The 16437-nt window shown below is 45.5% G+C and carries 15 protein-coding genes; 11 read left to right on the top strand and 4 right to left on the bottom strand.

Annotated elements, in window-relative coordinates:
* Nucleotides 1-7: 7 nt before the first annotated feature.
* Nucleotides 8-514 (bottom strand): hypothetical protein, encoded by a 507-nt coding sequence (locus GC098_RS13285; protein ID WP_171643646.1) that lies wholly within the window; start codon nt 512-514, stop codon nt 8-10.
* 219 nt (nt 515-733) lie between these two features.
* Between GC098_RS13285 and GC098_RS13280 the strand changes: the two genes are divergently transcribed.
* Entirely contained in the window at nt 734-1396 is a 663-nt protein-coding gene (locus GC098_RS13280) for a glycosyltransferase (RefSeq protein ID WP_171643626.1), read from the top strand.
* A 49-nt stretch (nt 1397-1445) separates the two neighbouring features.
* On the opposite strand, the gene thrC is transcribed toward GC098_RS13280, so the two are convergent.
* Both thrC and GC098_RS13270 read right to left on the bottom strand, forming a co-directional pair.
* Nucleotides 1446-2834: a threonine synthase gene (gene thrC, locus GC098_RS13275; RefSeq protein WP_171643625.1), complete on the bottom strand. Its 1389-nt coding sequence runs from the start codon at nt 2832-2834 to the stop codon at nt 1446-1448.
* Between the two features lie 132 nt (nt 2835-2966).
* On the bottom strand, nt 2967-3995 hold the full coding sequence (locus tag GC098_RS13270) for a copper amine oxidase N-terminal domain-containing protein (protein WP_246358585.1): 1029 nt from the start codon (nt 3993-3995) through the stop codon (nt 2967-2969).
* Nucleotides 3996-4181: 186 nt separating this feature from the next.
* Between GC098_RS13270 and GC098_RS13265 the strand changes: the two genes are divergently transcribed.
* The 8 genes from GC098_RS13265 (at nt 4182) to GC098_RS13230 (ending at nt 12630) form a co-directional block, all read left to right on the top strand.
* On the top strand, nt 4182-5927 hold the full coding sequence (locus tag GC098_RS13265; protein ID WP_312880105.1) for an ABC transporter ATP-binding protein: 1746 nt from the start codon (nt 4182-4184) through the stop codon (nt 5925-5927).
* Between the two features lie 26 nt (nt 5928-5953).
* Complete coding sequence (locus GC098_RS13260) at nt 5954-7702, top strand: ABC transporter ATP-binding protein (RefSeq protein ID WP_171643623.1); 1749 nt, start codon at nt 5954-5956, stop codon at nt 7700-7702.
* Between the two features lie 393 nt (nt 7703-8095).
* Nucleotides 8096-8539: a MarR family winged helix-turn-helix transcriptional regulator gene (locus GC098_RS13255; protein WP_171643622.1), complete on the top strand. Its 444-nt coding sequence runs from the start codon at nt 8096-8098 to the stop codon at nt 8537-8539.
* 84 nt (nt 8540-8623) lie between these two features.
* Complete coding sequence (locus GC098_RS13250) at nt 8624-9025, top strand: DoxX family protein (RefSeq protein WP_171643621.1); 402 nt, start codon at nt 8624-8626, stop codon at nt 9023-9025.
* 56 nt (nt 9026-9081) lie between these two features.
* Complete coding sequence (locus tag GC098_RS13245) at nt 9082-10038, top strand: ring-cleaving dioxygenase (RefSeq protein WP_171643620.1); 957 nt, start codon at nt 9082-9084, stop codon at nt 10036-10038.
* On the top strand, nt 10035-10643 hold the full coding sequence (locus GC098_RS13240) for an alpha/beta hydrolase (RefSeq protein ID WP_171643619.1): 609 nt from the start codon (nt 10035-10037) through the stop codon (nt 10641-10643). The genes GC098_RS13245 and GC098_RS13240 overlap by 4 nt, the downstream gene beginning before the upstream one ends.
* A 31-nt stretch (nt 10644-10674) precedes the next feature.
* Nucleotides 10675-11286, top strand: a complete 612-nt coding sequence (locus tag GC098_RS13235; protein ID WP_171643618.1) for a flavin reductase family protein — start codon at nt 10675-10677, stop codon at nt 11284-11286.
* Nucleotides 11287-11469: 183 nt separating this feature from the next.
* Nucleotides 11470-12630, top strand: a complete 1161-nt coding sequence (locus GC098_RS13230) for an FtsW/RodA/SpoVE family cell cycle protein (RefSeq protein WP_246358583.1) — start codon at nt 11470-11472, stop codon at nt 12628-12630.
* A 181-nt stretch (nt 12631-12811) separates the two neighbouring features.
* Here GC098_RS13230 and GC098_RS13225 read toward each other — a convergent pair whose 3' ends face one another.
* Nucleotides 12812-13807, bottom strand: coding sequence for an LLM class flavin-dependent oxidoreductase (locus GC098_RS13225; RefSeq protein ID WP_246358582.1), 996 nt, complete (start codon nt 13805-13807; stop codon nt 12812-12814).
* A gap of 666 nt (nt 13808-14473) precedes the next feature.
* Here GC098_RS13225 and desA point away from each other — a divergent pair.
* The gene (gene desA, locus GC098_RS13220) at nt 14474-15508 is read left to right on the top strand and encodes a Delta(5) desaturase DesA (protein WP_171643616.1); all 1035 of its coding nucleotides are present in this window, start codon (nt 14474-14476) and stop codon (nt 15506-15508) included.
* A gap of 236 nt (nt 15509-15744) precedes the next feature.
* Nucleotides 15745-16371 carry a TetR/AcrR family transcriptional regulator gene (locus tag GC098_RS13215; protein ID WP_171643615.1) on the top strand — a complete coding sequence of 209 codons (627 nt, stop codon included), beginning with the start codon at nt 15745-15747 and terminating at the stop codon, nt 16369-16371.
* Nucleotides 16372-16437 lie beyond the last annotated feature (66 nt).

The following is a 16437-nucleotide window of genomic DNA, read 5'->3' as shown; positions in this document are numbered from 1 at the left end:
GATAGGATTACATTGATTTCCGATTACGCGTAAGCATCATCAAACCGCCTACTATGATGAGAACGATAGCAATTATCGGTTGGTTGTGGAAAAATTTGCTGAAAATGGAGCCAATGGAGAAAATGGCGAAGAACAATAGGGACATGACGGTTAGAATGTTAATCGGGATGAGCAACCATTTATTTCGTCCTCCGAACCAATACAGTTCGAATAGACCGACGGCAACAGCCAGCATGAATCCTGGCCACATAAGGTGCCAGATATCGAACAGCATGGAGATTTGGCAGATGATGCCTGTCGTTAACATAATCCCTCCTGGGACAAGCACGCCGACACCCCGCCGCTGCAGGATGAAGAAGTATAACCAGTGGAAAAACACGCCCACGGGTATGACAAACAAGGTTGGCCAGAAATACTCAAAAATGGTACCGGTATTAAACGTACTATCACCTTTTAGAAACATAAAAATACCTAAAATAATCAATATTGGGCCAAGAAAGGCGCTGCGATTCATATTCAACATGCTCACTCCTAAACGTTATTATCCATTCTCAATTACTTTAAGGATATCATGACAAGGGAAAAGTGTCTTCCTACCAGGGGGAGGATGGGTATCGGTCGGAGGACTGATTTTTACTGGGGTAACAATCAATCTCTTTTCATGAATGAAAATAGTCCACAAGCACACAATAAACGGACTGTATACCCATTTATGCCAAAAGGAGAGATGTTGATGCAAGGCAAGTTTCTAAAGGTAACGTTGCTTTCCATGTCCATTGCTTTAAGTGTTATTCCGCTCAGAGCTGAGGCTAAGGTGGTGGATGAACACGCCGTCGTAAAAATGCATTGCTACAGCCAATCAATGGTAAAGCTGAAAGGCGATTTAAGAAAGTTGTGGATCGATCATGTTTTTTGGACCAGAAGCTACCTTGTAAGCGCCCTTGCTGGCTTAGAAGATCAAGAAAAGGTGCTGGCTAGACTGCTCAAGAATCAGAAGGACATCGGAAATGCGATAAAACCGTATTACGGAGAGGCCGCTGGTAATCAACTAGGTGACCTGTTAACTGAGCATATCGTTCTTGCAAGCAAAGTGATAGCCGCAGTCAAAAGCGGTAATTCAGCTGATTTCGAGAAGTACAACAAAGAGTGGTATCGGAATGCCGATGATATCGCCGCATTTCTCAGCAAAGCGAACCCGAATTGGCCCATGAAAACCGCGCAAGATCTAATGTATGGGCACTTGCAATTGCTCACAAACAATGTGTTAGCTAGGCACAAAAAGGATTGGGAAGCGGACATAGCTACGTTCGAACAATACGAGGACCATATTTTTATGCTGGCCGATTTTCTTTCGGACGGGATCATTAAACAATTTCCTAAACAGTTTAAGAAATAGGGATAAAAAAAGCCTCGAAGACAATTGTCTTCGGGGCTTCTTCACATCATTAGAAAAACTTAACGAGTTGATCCTTGATCTCGTCGTTCGTACCACCAACGATCGTTTGGAATTGCGGCTTATCGAATAGCGCTTGAATTTGCTGCGGATAAGTCTGCTCAATGCTGCGCAAACGGATCGACTCATCGAATTTAGCTGGATGAGCGGTCGAAAGGGCAACCGTCACTTCACCGTCTACAGCGAGCTTGTCAGCAGCAGCTACTCCGCAAGCTGTATGCGGATCTAGCAAATACGCGTATTTCTCATAGTACTCGCTGATTGTGTCGAGGCACTCTTCGTTCTGCACGCCATATGCAGCGAAGTCAGATTGCACGGCTTGCAGCTTGTCAGCAGCGATAACAATACGGCCTTCAGCCTTGAATTGATCCATGATAGCCGAGACTGCTTGCGCGTCTTCGCCATAGAGGTAGAACAAGTAACGCTCGAAGTTACTAGCTACTTGAATGTCCATGGAAGGACTGTATGTGCCGCGGAACGCACCAGGCTGGTAGACACCTTCCTTGACGAAGCGCTCAAGGATATTGTTCTCGTTCGTGGCGAGAATGAGTTTATGAATAGGAAGCCCCATTTTCTGAGCCAAATAGCCAGCAAAGATATCGCCGAAGTTACCGGTCGGCACACTGAAAGTAACCTTTTCAGCCGGATTGCTGTTCACTACTTGGAAATAAGCATAGAAATAATACACGGTTTGCGCTAAAATGCGGGCAATATTGATGGAGTTAATCGCACGCAAATGGTAGCGGTGCTTGAACTCGACGTCGGCGAACAGCTCTTTGATAATGCGCTGGCAGTCGTCGAAAGTGCCATCAACGGAAAGATTCAGCACGTTCGCATCATCAACCGTGGTCATCTGCAGCTCTTGAACCTTGCTGACCTTCCCGTGGGGGTGAAGAATACAGATCCGGATGCCTTCTTTGCCGCGCACACCTTCAATCGCTGAAGCTCCTGTATCCCCTGAAGTGGCTCCAAGAATATGGATAATTGAATTCGTTTTACGAGAAACGTACGAGTAGAGATTACCCAAGAACTGCAGAGCGATGTCTTTGAAAGCAAAAGTAGGTCCGTGGAACAATTCCAGCACATACGTGCCGTCGTTCAGACGTTTGACAGGTGTCACGGCGTCATCCCGGAAGGTTGCATAGCTATCGTCAACGAGCTGCTTCAGCTCATCGCGCGGGATTTCGTTATTCACATATAGTGAGAAAATTTCAAGAGCCAACTCCGAGTAGGAGAGCTTTTGCCACTTCTGAAGCGTGTCTGCCGATAATTGTGGGATATGCTTAGGAACAAGTAAACCGCCGTCGTCTGCCAATCCCATCAAGATGGCGTCGATGAAGCCGATGGGTTCTACTTTTCCGCGAGTGCTAATGTATTCCATATGAGTCCCCTTACGATTGAATTTTCAGTTATTGTATCAAAAAACAGAGCATTTGGACAGTGTAGATACTTTACAAATGAGCAAAAAAACCCTCCAAAGATGGAAGGTTTCTTCGATATTTTAAAGTAAAACCTATTCTTGTTTAACACCTACAACGATTTTCCATGCTTGACCGATAGGAGGAAGGCTTTTCGTCAATGCTGGTCCATAAAATCCGATGACATTCGCGCCTTTAACAAGAGCGGATTTCTCCACTTTGTCGCCGTTTTTATCGACGATAGCAGTCTCGTCTCCAATGTGTAGAACAACCTCACTCGGAGTAGTTTCCGTTAAACCCGTACCTTTAATAAGGACACTCATATTACCCTTATCATCGGTGCGGACTTCTTCAACCACGCCAGCTGTACCGAGGCTGTTTGCCTCTCTTTTCGTGTCCAAAACTGTAATCTTGGAAGTTGACGTTTGTGGCGGCAAGCTGAGGGTTGCAGCCATAGAATGCTCAGCAGTAACTGTTAAACCAACATGAAGATCGGAAAGGCTAAGCTTCGTGCCATCCAACATTTGATATTCCGTATCTTTGTTCACATTGAGGACCATCCCCTCGGTGCCAATTCCTTGAATCTGAATCGCTGTATAATCACGGATAGGTCGAATTGAAGTGATTACGCCAGTCGTTTGAACTTTCTTAACATCCTCTTTCATCGCGATAGAAACCGAAGCTCCTTCCGTTGTGATAGATCCGTGCAGCACTTTGCTGACAAAGGAAGCAGGCACGTAAAGCTTGTTATCGACCAATTCAGGCGCCGTACCAAGCGTTGTGAACATTTTATTAATTGCATAGCGATCTTCGCCAGTCTTGACGGTTGTAAATACATTGCCTTTCAACAAATCAACGGAAAGCGTTTCTTGATTCCAAGTGAGTTTGAAGCCCAGGCTCTCCGTTACAGCTCGAAGTGGCAGCATTGGTTCAGTTGCAGCAGCTTTCAAATAACCTTTCTCGGAAAGGGCTCCTCCATTGACTTGAACGGAAATAGCCTCTGAAGCAGCTTGTGTAGTGACAGGCATAATAGTAGTCGTTTGGACAGTTTCGTTCGTTGCAGCATAGGCTGCGCCCGTCGTCATCATGGCGGATAAGGATAGGATAGCTAAGCTCTTTTTCATCGTACGATTCATGGTTGTAATTCCTTCCTGTATGTAAGTTGTGTTTGATAGTCTGTCTTCTAAACGAAGGGGGTATCCAGAATGTTGCAGGTTGACGGAAAGTTTCGTTAAAAACGACTTAATAAGTAGACTTCAATTGGCTTAAACTATAAAATCAATCTTAGTGGGAAATGGAAAGGGGTGGAAATCTTGTCTTTTGTAATCAAATTGCGGTGGTTTTTCAAAGAAAGATGGAAATACTACGTGCTTGCTATTAGCTTAATGGTCTGTGTGAATTTATTGGCGACGATTCCGCCTAAAATGATAGGGAATACAATTGATCAGATTGGCAGCGGGAATTTAACGTCATCTAGCCTAAGTCAGACGGTCCTTCTGCTTATAGGCTTGTCTCTCCTATTATATGTAATTACTTATGTTTGGATCACGACCTTATTCGGTAATTCGGCACTCGTTGAGAAAGTGCTCAGGGGGCGTTTACTCGCTCATCTGACGAAAATGACACCGGCTTTCTTCCAACGCAACAGCACGGGTCAATTAATGGCATTAGCCACCAACGACGTGCTTGCTATTGGCCAAACCGCTGGTTACGGCGTTATGACACTCGTTCACACATTGGTTGGGGCATCTGTCGTTATTATTACTATGATTTCCCTAATTAGCTTCAAATTAATGATTGCGGCGCTAATTCCTTTGCCTTTTCTAGCCTTGGTAATTAGTAAGCTAGGTCAAAAAGTGAGAGTTCGCTTCCTTGCTGCACAGGCCTCTTTCGGCCAAATGAATGATCATGCACTCGAGTCCATCTCTGGCATTCGTGTGATTCGTTCTTATGTTCAGGAAGATCATGATTTAGTCGCCTTCGATAAGGTTACGTCAGAAGTGATGAATAAGAATAGACGTGTGTCCATGCTGAATGCACTTTTTCAGCCGCTTACATCGTTGATTGTCGGTCTAAGTTATTCGATAGGCATTGGTTATGGCTCTTATATGGTCTTTCATAATGAGATCACGCTGGGTCAGCTGATTTCATTTAATATTTACCTAGGTATGCTCATCTGGCCGATGATTTCTTTCGGCGAGTTTATTAATGTTCTGCAGCGCGGAAGTGCCTCGGCTGACCGTCTGGATACAGCGCTGACGCAGAAAGCGGATATTGTGGATGTCGATGCACCAATTTCGGTGAGTGTGCCGGAACGTATCGAGATGAAGGATTTAACCTTTACGTATCCGACCGCAAACCATCCAAGTCTTGTTAACGTTTCTTTCCAATTAGAAAGAGGGCAGACGCTAGGGATTGTAGGCCGTACGGGTAGTGGCAAAAGCACGCTGCTGAAGCAGCTGCTGCGGCAATTCCCGATCGAACCAGGTAAGCTGCTAATTGCAGGCGTGCCGATTGAGAGAATCGCCTTGGATCAGGTGAAACGTTGGGTTGCCTACGTTCCGCAGGAACATCTGCTGCTGTCGAAATCCATTCGCGACAATGTCGCGCTGGGTAAGCACGACGCTTCGCCGGAAGAGATTGCAAGGGCCATTGAGATGGCCTCTTTTACCCAAGATATCGAGCAAATGCCGGAAGGCCTAGCGACAATTGTCGGCGAAAATGGCGTCATGCTTTCAGGTGGACAGAAGCAGCGTTTGGCAATTGCTAGAGCCCTTCTGATCGATTCGGAAATCCTGCTGCTTGATGACTCGTTATCCGCTGTCGATGCGCGGACGGAAAGCCGCATTCTCCAGCATATCCGTAAGGAACGCGCGGGCAGAACAACATTGATCAGCACGCACCGGCTCTCGGCTGTGAGCCATGCGAATTGGATCCTCGTCCTAGATGAGGGACGAATCGTCGAAGAGGGTACCCACGAAGAGCTGATGCTGTTCGGCGGCTGGTACCGAGAGCAGTGGGAGCGTCAACAAATGGAAGCGAGTTTGGAAGAATGACAAACAGAAGAAGGGAGGACGACAAAATGCAGAAACCGTCCACGGCGAGAAGGCTGATTTCGTATGCTCTCGTCTATAAGTTCAGGATTATCGGCGCGCTGCTCATTCTATGCTGTGCAGTAGGCGCCGAGCTGGGCGGACCTTATATAACCAAAACCATTATCGATCAGCATTTGTCTACAGGTACACATACGATGGCGCCTGTACTTAAGTTGTTAGGCTTATATATGGGACTACTCCTTATAGCAAGCATCTGTAATTTCTCGCAAGCCTATCTGCTTCAATCTACGGCTTTGCAAATTATTAAAAACATGCGCATGGACTTAATGCAGCACATTCAGCGCATTTCGCTGCGCTATTTTGATAACACGCCGATCGGGCAGGTTGTATCTCGAATTGCGAACGATACGGAGGCGGTCCGCGATTTATTCATGAGCTTCATGGCTACGTTCGTCGTAAGCATGATGCAGCTAACGGGCATCTTTGTAGCTTTATTCATTCTGGATTGGCATCTCGCTCTTTTTTGCTTGGTGCTGCCGCCTATCTTTGCGTTAGTTATGGTCGTTCACTTAAAATATTCGAAAATCTTCATCACCATTATGCGTGCTCGGCTGAGTGATATGAACGCAATGATTAATGAGTCGATCGTCGTTATGCCAATTATTCAAGCTTTTCGCCGGGAGAAAGTGACGCTTGAGGAATTCGAAGTACTGAACAAGGATCGCTATGTAAATCAGCTTAAGCAGTTCCGCATTTTTTCCTTATCCTCTCGTAATATTGTGGGGACCATCGGCAGCTTGGTGACGGCTATGGTCATTTGGTATTTTGGTCGTGAATCGTTGACAACTGTGATTTCTTTCGGGGTGTTTTATGCTTTCATCGACTATCTCGGGCGGATCTTTCAACCGATTATCGGGATTTTCGATCAATTGACGAATGCACAAAGAGCCTTTGTTTCCGCGGATAAGGTGTTCACTATCCTAGACATGGAAGGCCAAGAGGTAGAGAAGACGGATAAAGTCAGTCGCCCTGAAGGCGTCGTGAAGTTCGAGGACGTAACCTTTGCGTATAAAGCAGGGGAAAACGTACTGAAACATATTTCGTTCGAAGCTCGCAAAGGGGAAACTGTAGCCTTGGTCGGACATACAGGCTCAGGCAAAAGCTCCATCATGAACCTGCTTCTCGGTTTCTATGAACCGGATGAGGGCAGCATCACGATTGATGGCCGGGATATCCGGAAGATGTCGAAGCAAGCGCTGCGTAAGCATATGGGCATTGTTTTGCAGGACCCGTTCTTGTTTGCGGGAGATATCAAGTTTAATGTGAGCCTCTATAATGAGGAGATTTCGCTTAAACGCGTGAAAAATGCGCTAAGAGATGTAGGCGCGGCCTCATTCATTGAGCAGCTGCCTAACGGCTATGATGAGCAGGTTGTGGAGCGGGGAAGCACCCTGTCTTCCGGTCAAAGACAGCTCATTTCGTTCGCGCGAGCGCTGGCCTTCGACCCGTCGATCCTCATCTTGGATGAAGCGACAGCCAGCATCGACAGTGAGACGGAAGGCCTGATCCAGCGAGCACTGAAGGTAGTCAGCGAAGGGCGCACGACCTTGGTCATCGCGCACAGGCTGTCTACGATCCGTGATGCGGATCAGATTCTCGTGCTGCACCGCGGCGAGATTGCCGAGCGTGGCAATCATGAGACGCTGATGGCGCTGGGTGGCCGATACGCGAAAATGTATCAGCTGCAGAAGGGTGAGTCGGCTGTTGTGGGCTGACCTAAATATAGCCTTCCTATAACTGATGCGTAGGACGTGTGGCAAAAGGATAAGCCTTCCCGACAGGGGAGGCTTATCCTTTTGCCATTTTGCCGAGCACGGGTCATTTTGGTGCTCATTTAGAGCCAAATTTGCTGTACAGAATGCATCTTGTTCACCTACCTCCATCCATTGCGCCAGGTTTACACACCAACTTATGTGGACTAGCTAAGGATACTAACGCATTATAAGCAGCATGATATAGGAGAGAACATTATTTTAAAAATAGCCATTGACATCTATCTCAAATTGATGTATCTTTAAATCAAGATATTACAAATTAAGATTTCGCAGCACAGCAAATCATAGCACACCACAGCGTAGCAAAAAGATAAAAGAAATGAGGTGAACCAAATGAGTGAACAGAGAAATGATTCATTAGATCTCTATATTGCACTCTCCAGAGCAAGTGAATGGGTTAACGCCCATGGGGATCGAGATATTCGTCATTATGGATTGAATCGAACGGAATTCGGTGTTCTTGAGCTGCTTTATCATAAAGGCGCGCAACCGATTCAACAGATTGGCGGCAAAGTGCTTATGAGCAGCGGGAACATTACCTATGTTGTAGATAAGCTGGAGAAGAAAGAGTTCGTAAAGCGAAAAACATCATCCGAAGACCGCAGGCTCATTTTTGCAGAAATCACGGAAAAAGGGAAGCAATTTATTGAAGAGATATTTCCTAAGCATACCGAGGTCATTGAGAAAGCAGTGGCTGGGCTTACGGCAGAAGAGAAGAAGATAGCTAGTCAATTGTTGAAGAAGCTCGGTAAGTTTGCTCAGGATGGTTTCAAGTAGTTTGCCCTCCCCTAAGAGGTGTTAACTACTTAATCTTTAACTAATATCTTAAAATAGAGATTCTTAAATTGGAGGAGAATGAATATGAGCATCGCATTAGGATTATTAATCATTCGTTTGGTTGTTGGATTAAGCTTCATGGCGCATGGGGCACAGAAGTTGTTTGGTTGGTTCGGAGGCTATGGACCGAAAGGAACGGGCGGCTGGATGGAATCCATCGGCATTAAACCCGGTGTTGCTATGGCGGTTATGGCAGGACTGATGGAGTTCGTAGGCGGTGCATTATTTGCCGCTGGACTAGGTACAGTTATTGCTTCATTGCTCATTGTTATGACGATGGTCGTTGCGATTGTCAAAGTACACGGCAAGAACGGTTATTGGGCTACCGCGGGCGGCTATGAATACAACTTACTGCTGATAGCTATTGCGGTAGGAGTGGCATTTATGGGTGCTGGAACTTACTCCGTAGACGCTTTATTCAATTAATTATGGATTCTTTCGAATCAGGTCTGGACATAACTAAACTAAGGGAGATGGATATAATGACACAACAACAACAAACAGCAGGTATTCACCATATAACAGCTTTCGTACAAAATGCACAGGAAACGGTTGATTTTTATGCAGGGGTTCTAGGACTTCGGATGATCAAAAAGACGATTAACTTCGACGCACCTGAAGTGTACCATCTGTACTTTGGTAATGAAATGGGAAGTCCGGGGACAATCATCACTTTCTTCCCATGGGCACACTCTCGCAAAGGACGTATCGGCGGCGGCCAAGTCGGTATAACAACGTATGCAGTGCCTACAGGCAGTCTGTCATTCTGGGAAGAGCGTCTAGCGCAATTTGATATTCCATTTGAAAAAACAACAAGATTCACAGAGACATACCTTCAATTCGAAGATCGGGATGGTCTAAAACTTGAAATCGTAGAGCGCGAGCAAGGAGCGCTTAGCCAATGGTCATTCGGCGGCATTCCAACGGATAAAGCGATCAAAGGCTTCGGTGGCGCTGTTCTCTACAGCACGGCACCAGACAAAACTTCTCAGCTGCTAGAGCAGGTGATGGGATTACAGAAAGTAGGGCAAGAGGGAGCTTACGCTCGATTCAAATCCTTTGGAGATTTGGGGAACATCGTCGATATCAATGTAACCCCGATGGCTTATGGAGCTGGTGGAGCGGGTACCGTCCATCATATTGCATGGCGCGCCAAAGATGATGCTGAGCATGCACTATGGAGAAGCCATGTACAGACGAATGGATTCCAACCTACGCCGATCGTGGATCGTCAATACTTTAACGCGATCTACTTCCGTGAAGAAGGCGGCATACTCTTTGAGATTGCAACGGATCCTCCGGGCTTTGCACGGGATGAACAGCCTGAGGTGTTAGGTGAGAAACTGATGCTGCCAGAATGGTTCGAGGAGAGCCGTGAACAAATCGAGCGTAATCTTCCGCCGATTCAAGTACGCGTATTGGAGGCGAAAAATCAATGAAGCATATCTTTCAAAAAGGAACGGATATAACGGCTCCGGTACTCGTGCTCTTTCATGGCACGGGTGGCACCGAACGTGATCTTCTGCCGCTAGCTCAGGCGATCTCACCGACATCGTCGGTGCTGAGCGTTAGAGGTAATGTGCTTGAGAATGGGATGCCGCGGTTTTTTCGCCGGTTGGCTGAGGGAATCTTTGATGAGGAGGACCTCATCTTCCGTACCAAGGAAGTGTACGATTTCCTCGATCAAGCTGCCGTGGAACACGGCTTTGATCGTAACAATCTCGTAGCCATCGGCTATTCCAATGGCGCAAACATCGCAGGAAGCCTTTTGTTCCACTATCCAGATGCACTGCGAGGAGCCATTCTCCATCATCCGATGGTGCCGCTGCGAGGCATTCAACTGCCGGATCTCTCAGGTATTCCAGTCTTTATTGGAGCGGGTCAGAACGATCCGATCTGCTCCCCGCAGGAGACAGTGGAATTACAGAAGCTGTTAAGTGAAGCGGGATCAACGGTTGCCGTTCATTGGGAACAGGCAGGGCATCAGTTGACTCGTTCAGAGGTAGAAGCGGCAGGGACTTGGTTCAAGACGAATTTGGTATGAGACCGAGTCTAGTAAAGGTGGGAGATGCTTTGTGATATCCATTGATCCCTCGAGTCAAAGTGAACGGGAAAACTATAAGCTATTGATAGGAAGCATAATTCCTAGGCCAATCGCATTTGTTACGTCTCTATCCTCGGAGGGTGTGCTCAATGCAGCACCGTATAGTTATTTTACGATTGTAACGGCGAATCCTCCAATGGTCGCTATCTCGGTGCAGAGGAAGCAGGGTGTTCGTAAGGACACTTCGCGAAACGCCATCGATACTGGAGCTTTCGTCGTTCATATCTCTGACGAATCGTACATCGACCAGATTAATCAAACCGCTGCTGCGCTAGCGCCGGATGAAAGCGAAGTTGCTTTAGCCGGACTTACACCCGTCGCGAGTGACAAGATTGCTGTACCGGGCATCGCCGAAGCGAGCATACGTATGGAATGCGTTCTGGAGCAAGCCATAATGCTTGGAGGAACAGATGATGCTCCTGCAGCCGATTTATTAATCGGGAGAGTCGTACAGTTTCATATCGCAGAGTCCTTATATGAGAACGGTCATATTGACCCGAATGCTCTTAAGCCAGTTAGTCGGTTGGCAGGCAACTCGTATGCGAAATTGGGCGAACAATTTGCGATGGATCGTCCGGTTTGAATCCATAAATAGGTTAGCCCTCGTGTCCATTAATGGAAGATGGGGGCTTTTTCTATTTTTCTATCCACAAAAATGGAACTATTTGTAAAACTATTGCGTCTACTCTATGTATCTTTCGTTACCTTATATAGAAATAGGTGAATTACTATTGAAAGTATTTTCAGAGGAACGCAAATAGCCTTCATGTTGAAGCGGATAATGAAAGGGCTGGATGCCATTATTTTGTTGCTGCTGCTCATCTTTATGATCATCAGTATTTTCTGCATCTACAGCGCGACACGAACAGTTCCAGACTTTTCACAATCGTATGTTAAAATGATGTATTTTTACGGTTTGGGGTTTGTGGTCTTATTTATGATGCTGTTTGTTAACTATAAACTCTTATTGCGGTTTTCGCCGTTGTACTATTTCATTGGGCTGGGACTGCTGGTCTTACTGTTTTTTAAAGGGGATACACTCAACAATGCTCAGGGATGGTTCACTCTTCCTGGCGGGCTCAAATTTCAGCCGGCAGAGCTTTGTAAGCTCATTTTAATCCTGTTTTTGTCGTATTTTCTATCCAAAAGAGAAGTCGAGACCCTTAGTTTGGTCAAGGGAATACTGCCGATGGGCGTTATTACGTTCGTTCCTTTTCTCTTGGTTTTAATGCAGCCGGATCTCGGTAACTCTATCGGTTATCTTGTCATTTTTATTGTGATCTGTTGGTTCGGCCATATCAACTACAAGCATGCTTTGATAGGTCTAGTCATTATCATAATCGTAAGCGGAAGCTCCCTCTACAGCTATATAAAATACCATGAGGAAGTAAAGCAATTCATGGCGTCTAAACATAAAGCGTATTGGTTGGATAGGATTGATGCTGTCCTTTTGCCAGACCAAGCTTCTGAGAAAGCAACCTATCACATGAAACAATCGGTCAAAGCAATCGGATCAGGATCCTTAGAAGGAGATGGCTACCTACATGGAACCTCAGTCCAAAGCGGTCAAGTCCCATATACATATTCAGATTCCATATTCGTTGTAGTGGGAGAAGAATTTGGATTTATAGGAGCATCTGCGTTGCTCATACTTTACTTTCTTCTCATTTATCGAATGATCACTATCGCACTGAACATCCGCAGCCAAACAGGCATATACATCATTGGCGGTATTACGGCTATGTTTTTGTTTCAAGTTTTCGAAAACATTGGGATGCTTATCGGTATCATGCCGATTACGGGGATAACCCTTCCCTTTATCAGTTATGGAGGCACCTCGCTGTTGATCAACATGATATCTATTGGCTTTGTTTTAAGTATAAAAATCTATGATGATATAGATGTAGAAGATATAATCATTCATTGATATTCAATTATAAAATTTCAAATAACGATAATTCAGCATAGGCCCATAATCACAAACTCAGTCATCCCAATCGCGAAAGCACCTGCGGTTAAGGAAAAAAGGAAATCGGGAACCGCCCTTTGGTGGCGTGGCTCCCAATCGTTGCTTGATGCTGACTCATAATAATTGAATTCCAACCTCCCTAGATCTCTTTGACAACCTGAGCCACAATTTCATAGGATCTTAAGCGAGCGTTGTGATCATAAATTTGGCCGGCGATGATCCACTCATCAGCTCCAGTTTGCTCCTGCAGCTTAGCAAGCTTCTCGCGAACGGTATCTTTACTGCCTACGATGGAGAAGCTTAAGGCCTTGTGAACGTAAGCTTTCTCTTGAGGACTCCATAAGGACTCCATGCTGTCGACGGGTGGGCTCAGCATGCCAGGGCGGCCGCGCACGATGTTCAGAAATTGCTGGTGCTGCGACGTCGCCAGATGTTGGGCTTCCTCATCGGTTTCGGCTGCAATAATGTTAACGCCGACCATCGCGTACGGCTTCTCCAGCGCGCCCGAAGGGCGGAACTGACGGCGATACAGTTCAAGAGCCGCCAGCAAATAATCCGGAGCGAAGTGGCTGGCGAAAGCGAAAGGAAGCCCCAGCTGACCAGCCAACTGGGCGCTGAAGTCACTCGATCCGAGCAGCCAGACCGGGATGTCTAGCCCTTCGCCCGGCACGGCGCGCACTCCTGGTACACCAGTACCAAGCGCCGGGTTGAGATAGCCGCGGAGCTCACTCAGCTGCTCCGGGAAGTCTTGACCGTCGCTGCCTAAGCCGCGGCGGAGCGCTCTTGCCGCAGCCTGATCGGAGCCAGGCGCACGTCCTAAACCAAGATCGATGCGTCCCGGAAACATCGATTCTAGCGTCCCGAACTGCTCGGCGATGACGAGCGGTGCGTGGTTAGGCAGCATAATGCCGCCAGAGCCTACGCGAATCTTCTCTGTAGCCATAGCGACATATCCGATGACGAGTGATGTGGCGGAGCTGGCAATACCCGGCATGTTATGATGTTCGGCGAGCCAATATCTATGGTAGCCCCACTTTTCAACGTGTCTGGCTAGATCAACGGAACGGTGAAATGAATCTCTCGGTGTACCGCCAGCAATAACAGGAGCCAAGTCTAAAACGGATATAGGTATCATTGAATAGTCCTCCATTTTTTATATATACTACTATACCAGTATTAAGTTCATTATTTGTTCACTTAGACTTACCTATTTGTCCACAGAAGTTTCCTTGCAAATGAATCATAATTTAAACATATATGGAAATAATTATTTAAGAAATATTTGCTGAAAAGGCATATGAAAAGGGTGTTACAAGGGTTGTTGTACAACGTACAACAATTTCGTTGGTTTCCGCTCATTAAACAGAAGATGTTGTAAGTTGTACAACAATATAGCCGTAATTCCTTTTATGGACCTAATTTCAGGAGAAATTATTGTATTTTTTGCAACATTTGAAGGGTATAACGTCGTTTTGTTCGCCTAATGTTGTATTACGTACAATATCCTATTTACTTGGACCAAGTAGGAGTATGTTCAGGATGTGAACCCTCATTTTATGGGAGAATAAGGGTTAGGTTGCCATTCGAAGGATGATTTTTGGGCAGTGTAGAATAGTAAAAACATGGCCTAAAGCACGTATGACTTATATTGCATTTTACAAAAAGCGTTCTGGAACTTATGATGAGAGGGCAATGTAACATTTCTTCTCTTATAAAGGGAACTTAATTGAATTCCCAACGTACTACATCAGGTGGCATAAATCAGTCCGGTACGAAACGGAGAGAAGGAGCTTTAATTAGAATGAGTCAACAAGACAAAGGTGGGTGGCGGTCTGACATCGCGCCTTACGAAAGACCACATATGAAGCACAGTGTGTGGCAAATCATCAATACATTAGGTCCCTTTTTTATGCTTTGGTATTTCGCCTTCCTAAGTCTTTCGGTTTCTATCTGGCTTACGTTCGTGTTAGACATTATTGCAGCAGGATTCCTGATTCGAATCTTCATTATTTTCCATGATTGCTGCCACAAATCTTTTTTCAAAAATAAATTCGCGAATGAAATTGTTGGTACATTAACAGGCATTTTGACGTTTGTCCCTTATCATCAGTGGCGTCATACCCACTCCGTCCATCACGCATCCAGCGGTAATTTGGATCGTAGAGGTGTCGGCGATATCTGGACACTAACGGTTGACGAATATATGGCATCTTCTCCGGCTAGAAGACTATATTATCGGGTTTACAGAAATCCGATTGTGATGTTTATTGTCGGGCCCATTTTCATCTTTTTGATTGATTACCGTTTTAACCGCAAACGCGCAGGGATGAAAGAACGTATCAATACGTATATCACGAACCTGGGTATCTTCGGGAGCATTGCACTGCTTTGTTGGGGTATGGGTTGGCAATCATTCCTCCTAGTCCAAGGTCCGATGTTTTTAATTTCAGGTATGGCTGGGATTTGGCTTTTCTACGTTCAGCACAACTATGAAGACTCGTACTATGAGAATGACGCAGAATGGGATTATATGAAGGCGGCTATGCATGGAAGCTCTTTCTACAAATTGCCTAGAATTCTGCACTGGATAACAGGTAATATCGGCTTTCACCACATTCATCATCTGAGCCCGCGAGTTCCTAACTACTATTTGGAAAAAGTTCATAACAAGAACGCTGAGCTTCGCAAAGTGCAGACGATTACATTAAAGACAAGCCTGGAATCCCTTAAGTTCCGAATTTGGAACGAGGAAACGAAGAAGTTCATACAGTTCAAAGATCTCAAGCCTTTCAAGTCGAAAAGAATCATCGAGACGCTCAAAACTAAGGCGGAGTAAATCTTAAATAAGAGTCGACGGCCTCAAGTAGAATGCTGCTTAGGTTGTCGGCTTTTTTTTCTTCGTAGATAAGAAAGTATAAGTTTTATACTTTTGCTTCGCATCTACCTTGACAAACGCGCTCGTCCCAGTGGGACGACGGAGTCGTTTATCCTTGGATTTTCATGCTTGCAAAAAAGGAAGTACACACGTTATAATCATTCCATTACGTCAAAAAGTGAACGGGTGTTTATTATATGCAAGTTTTAAAAGATGACGTTAAAAAGAGTATCCGCCAAGCGGCATTGTCCGAATTCAAGAAACATGGTTATATGAAGGCTTCTATACGGCATATTGCAGACGCAGCTGGTATTACACCAGGCAATATTTATCGGTATTTTAAAAACAAAGAAGACCTATTCTATGAGCTGATTCAACCCATCTATGAGCAGCTTGCTTCTTACACGCTAGAGATCAAGAATGAGGTTGATTTCAAATTGTGCAAGGAAACTGCCGATCATCTCGTTATTTTGCGTAAAATTGATGCGACGATTTTACAGCTTTTCAGGCAATCGAGTGTTGAGCTGACCATCCTCCTTAATCTCAGTGAAGGTTCACGCTACGAAACTGTGAAAGAGGAACTCATTACTTTGGTGTATCAAATTTTGGAGAATGTATTCGTCACCACGAAGGAAACTCCGGCCCCGCTTGAAGTGAATGAGCAGCAATCTGCACGGATGCTAGCTGTTACGCTTATTGAGGGAATGAGCCTTATTCTGCGCGATTATGAAGATGGCGATACCATTAAAGCACTGGTTGATGAGCTGTTGTACCTGTATTCTGCGGGTATTTCAGAAAAAATAAAACTTCAAGGACAGTGCTAAAATTTTTTTGAGTCAAAAATGAACGCTTGTTTACTAACGATTTGTAAATCGGAGGAGGAATTAGAG

Origin of the sequence: Paenibacillus phytorum (genome assembly GCF_013141715.1) — a bacterium.
Classification (GTDB): domain Bacteria; phylum Bacillota; class Bacilli; order Paenibacillales; family NBRC-103111; genus Paenibacillus_E; species Paenibacillus_E phytorum.
The sequence above is the reverse complement of the archived record's forward strand: the minus strand, read 5'-3'. Positions and strand labels throughout refer to the sequence as shown.

Bases quoted from the DNA above. Each gene is read 5' to 3' on its own strand.
- GC098_RS13285 (WP_171643646.1), bottom strand. From the start codon at position 514: ATGAATCGCAGCGCCTTTCTTGGCCCAATATTGATTATTTTAGGTATT.
- GC098_RS13280 (WP_171643626.1), top strand. From the start codon at position 734: ATGCAAGGCAAGTTTCTAAAGGTAACGTTGCTTTCCATGTCCATTGCT.
- thrC (WP_171643625.1), bottom strand. From the start codon at position 2,834: ATGGAATACATTAGCACTCGCGGAAAAGTAGAACCCATCGGCTTCATC.
- GC098_RS13270 (WP_246358585.1), bottom strand. From the start codon at position 3,995: ATGAAAAAGAGCTTAGCTATCCTATCCTTATCCGCCATGATGACGACG.
- GC098_RS13260 (WP_171643623.1), top strand. From the start codon at position 5,954: ATGCAGAAACCGTCCACGGCGAGAAGGCTGATTTCGTATGCTCTCGTC.
- GC098_RS13255 (WP_171643622.1), top strand. From the start codon at position 8,096: ATGAGTGAACAGAGAAATGATTCATTAGATCTCTATATTGCACTCTCC.
- GC098_RS13250 (WP_171643621.1), top strand. From the start codon at position 8,624: ATGAGCATCGCATTAGGATTATTAATCATTCGTTTGGTTGTTGGATTA.
- GC098_RS13245 (WP_171643620.1), top strand. From the start codon at position 9,082: ATGACACAACAACAACAAACAGCAGGTATTCACCATATAACAGCTTTC.
- GC098_RS13240 (WP_171643619.1), top strand. From the start codon at position 10,035: ATGAAGCATATCTTTCAAAAAGGAACGGATATAACGGCTCCGGTACTC.
- GC098_RS13230 (WP_246358583.1), top strand. From the start codon at position 11,470: ATGTTGAAGCGGATAATGAAAGGGCTGGATGCCATTATTTTGTTGCTG.
- GC098_RS13225 (WP_246358582.1), bottom strand. From the start codon at position 13,807: ATGATACCTATATCCGTTTTAGACTTGGCTCCTGTTATTGCTGGCGGT.
- desA (WP_171643616.1), top strand. From the start codon at position 14,474: ATGAGTCAACAAGACAAAGGTGGGTGGCGGTCTGACATCGCGCCTTAC.
- GC098_RS13215 (WP_171643615.1), top strand. From the start codon at position 15,745: ATGCAAGTTTTAAAAGATGACGTTAAAAAGAGTATCCGCCAAGCGGCA.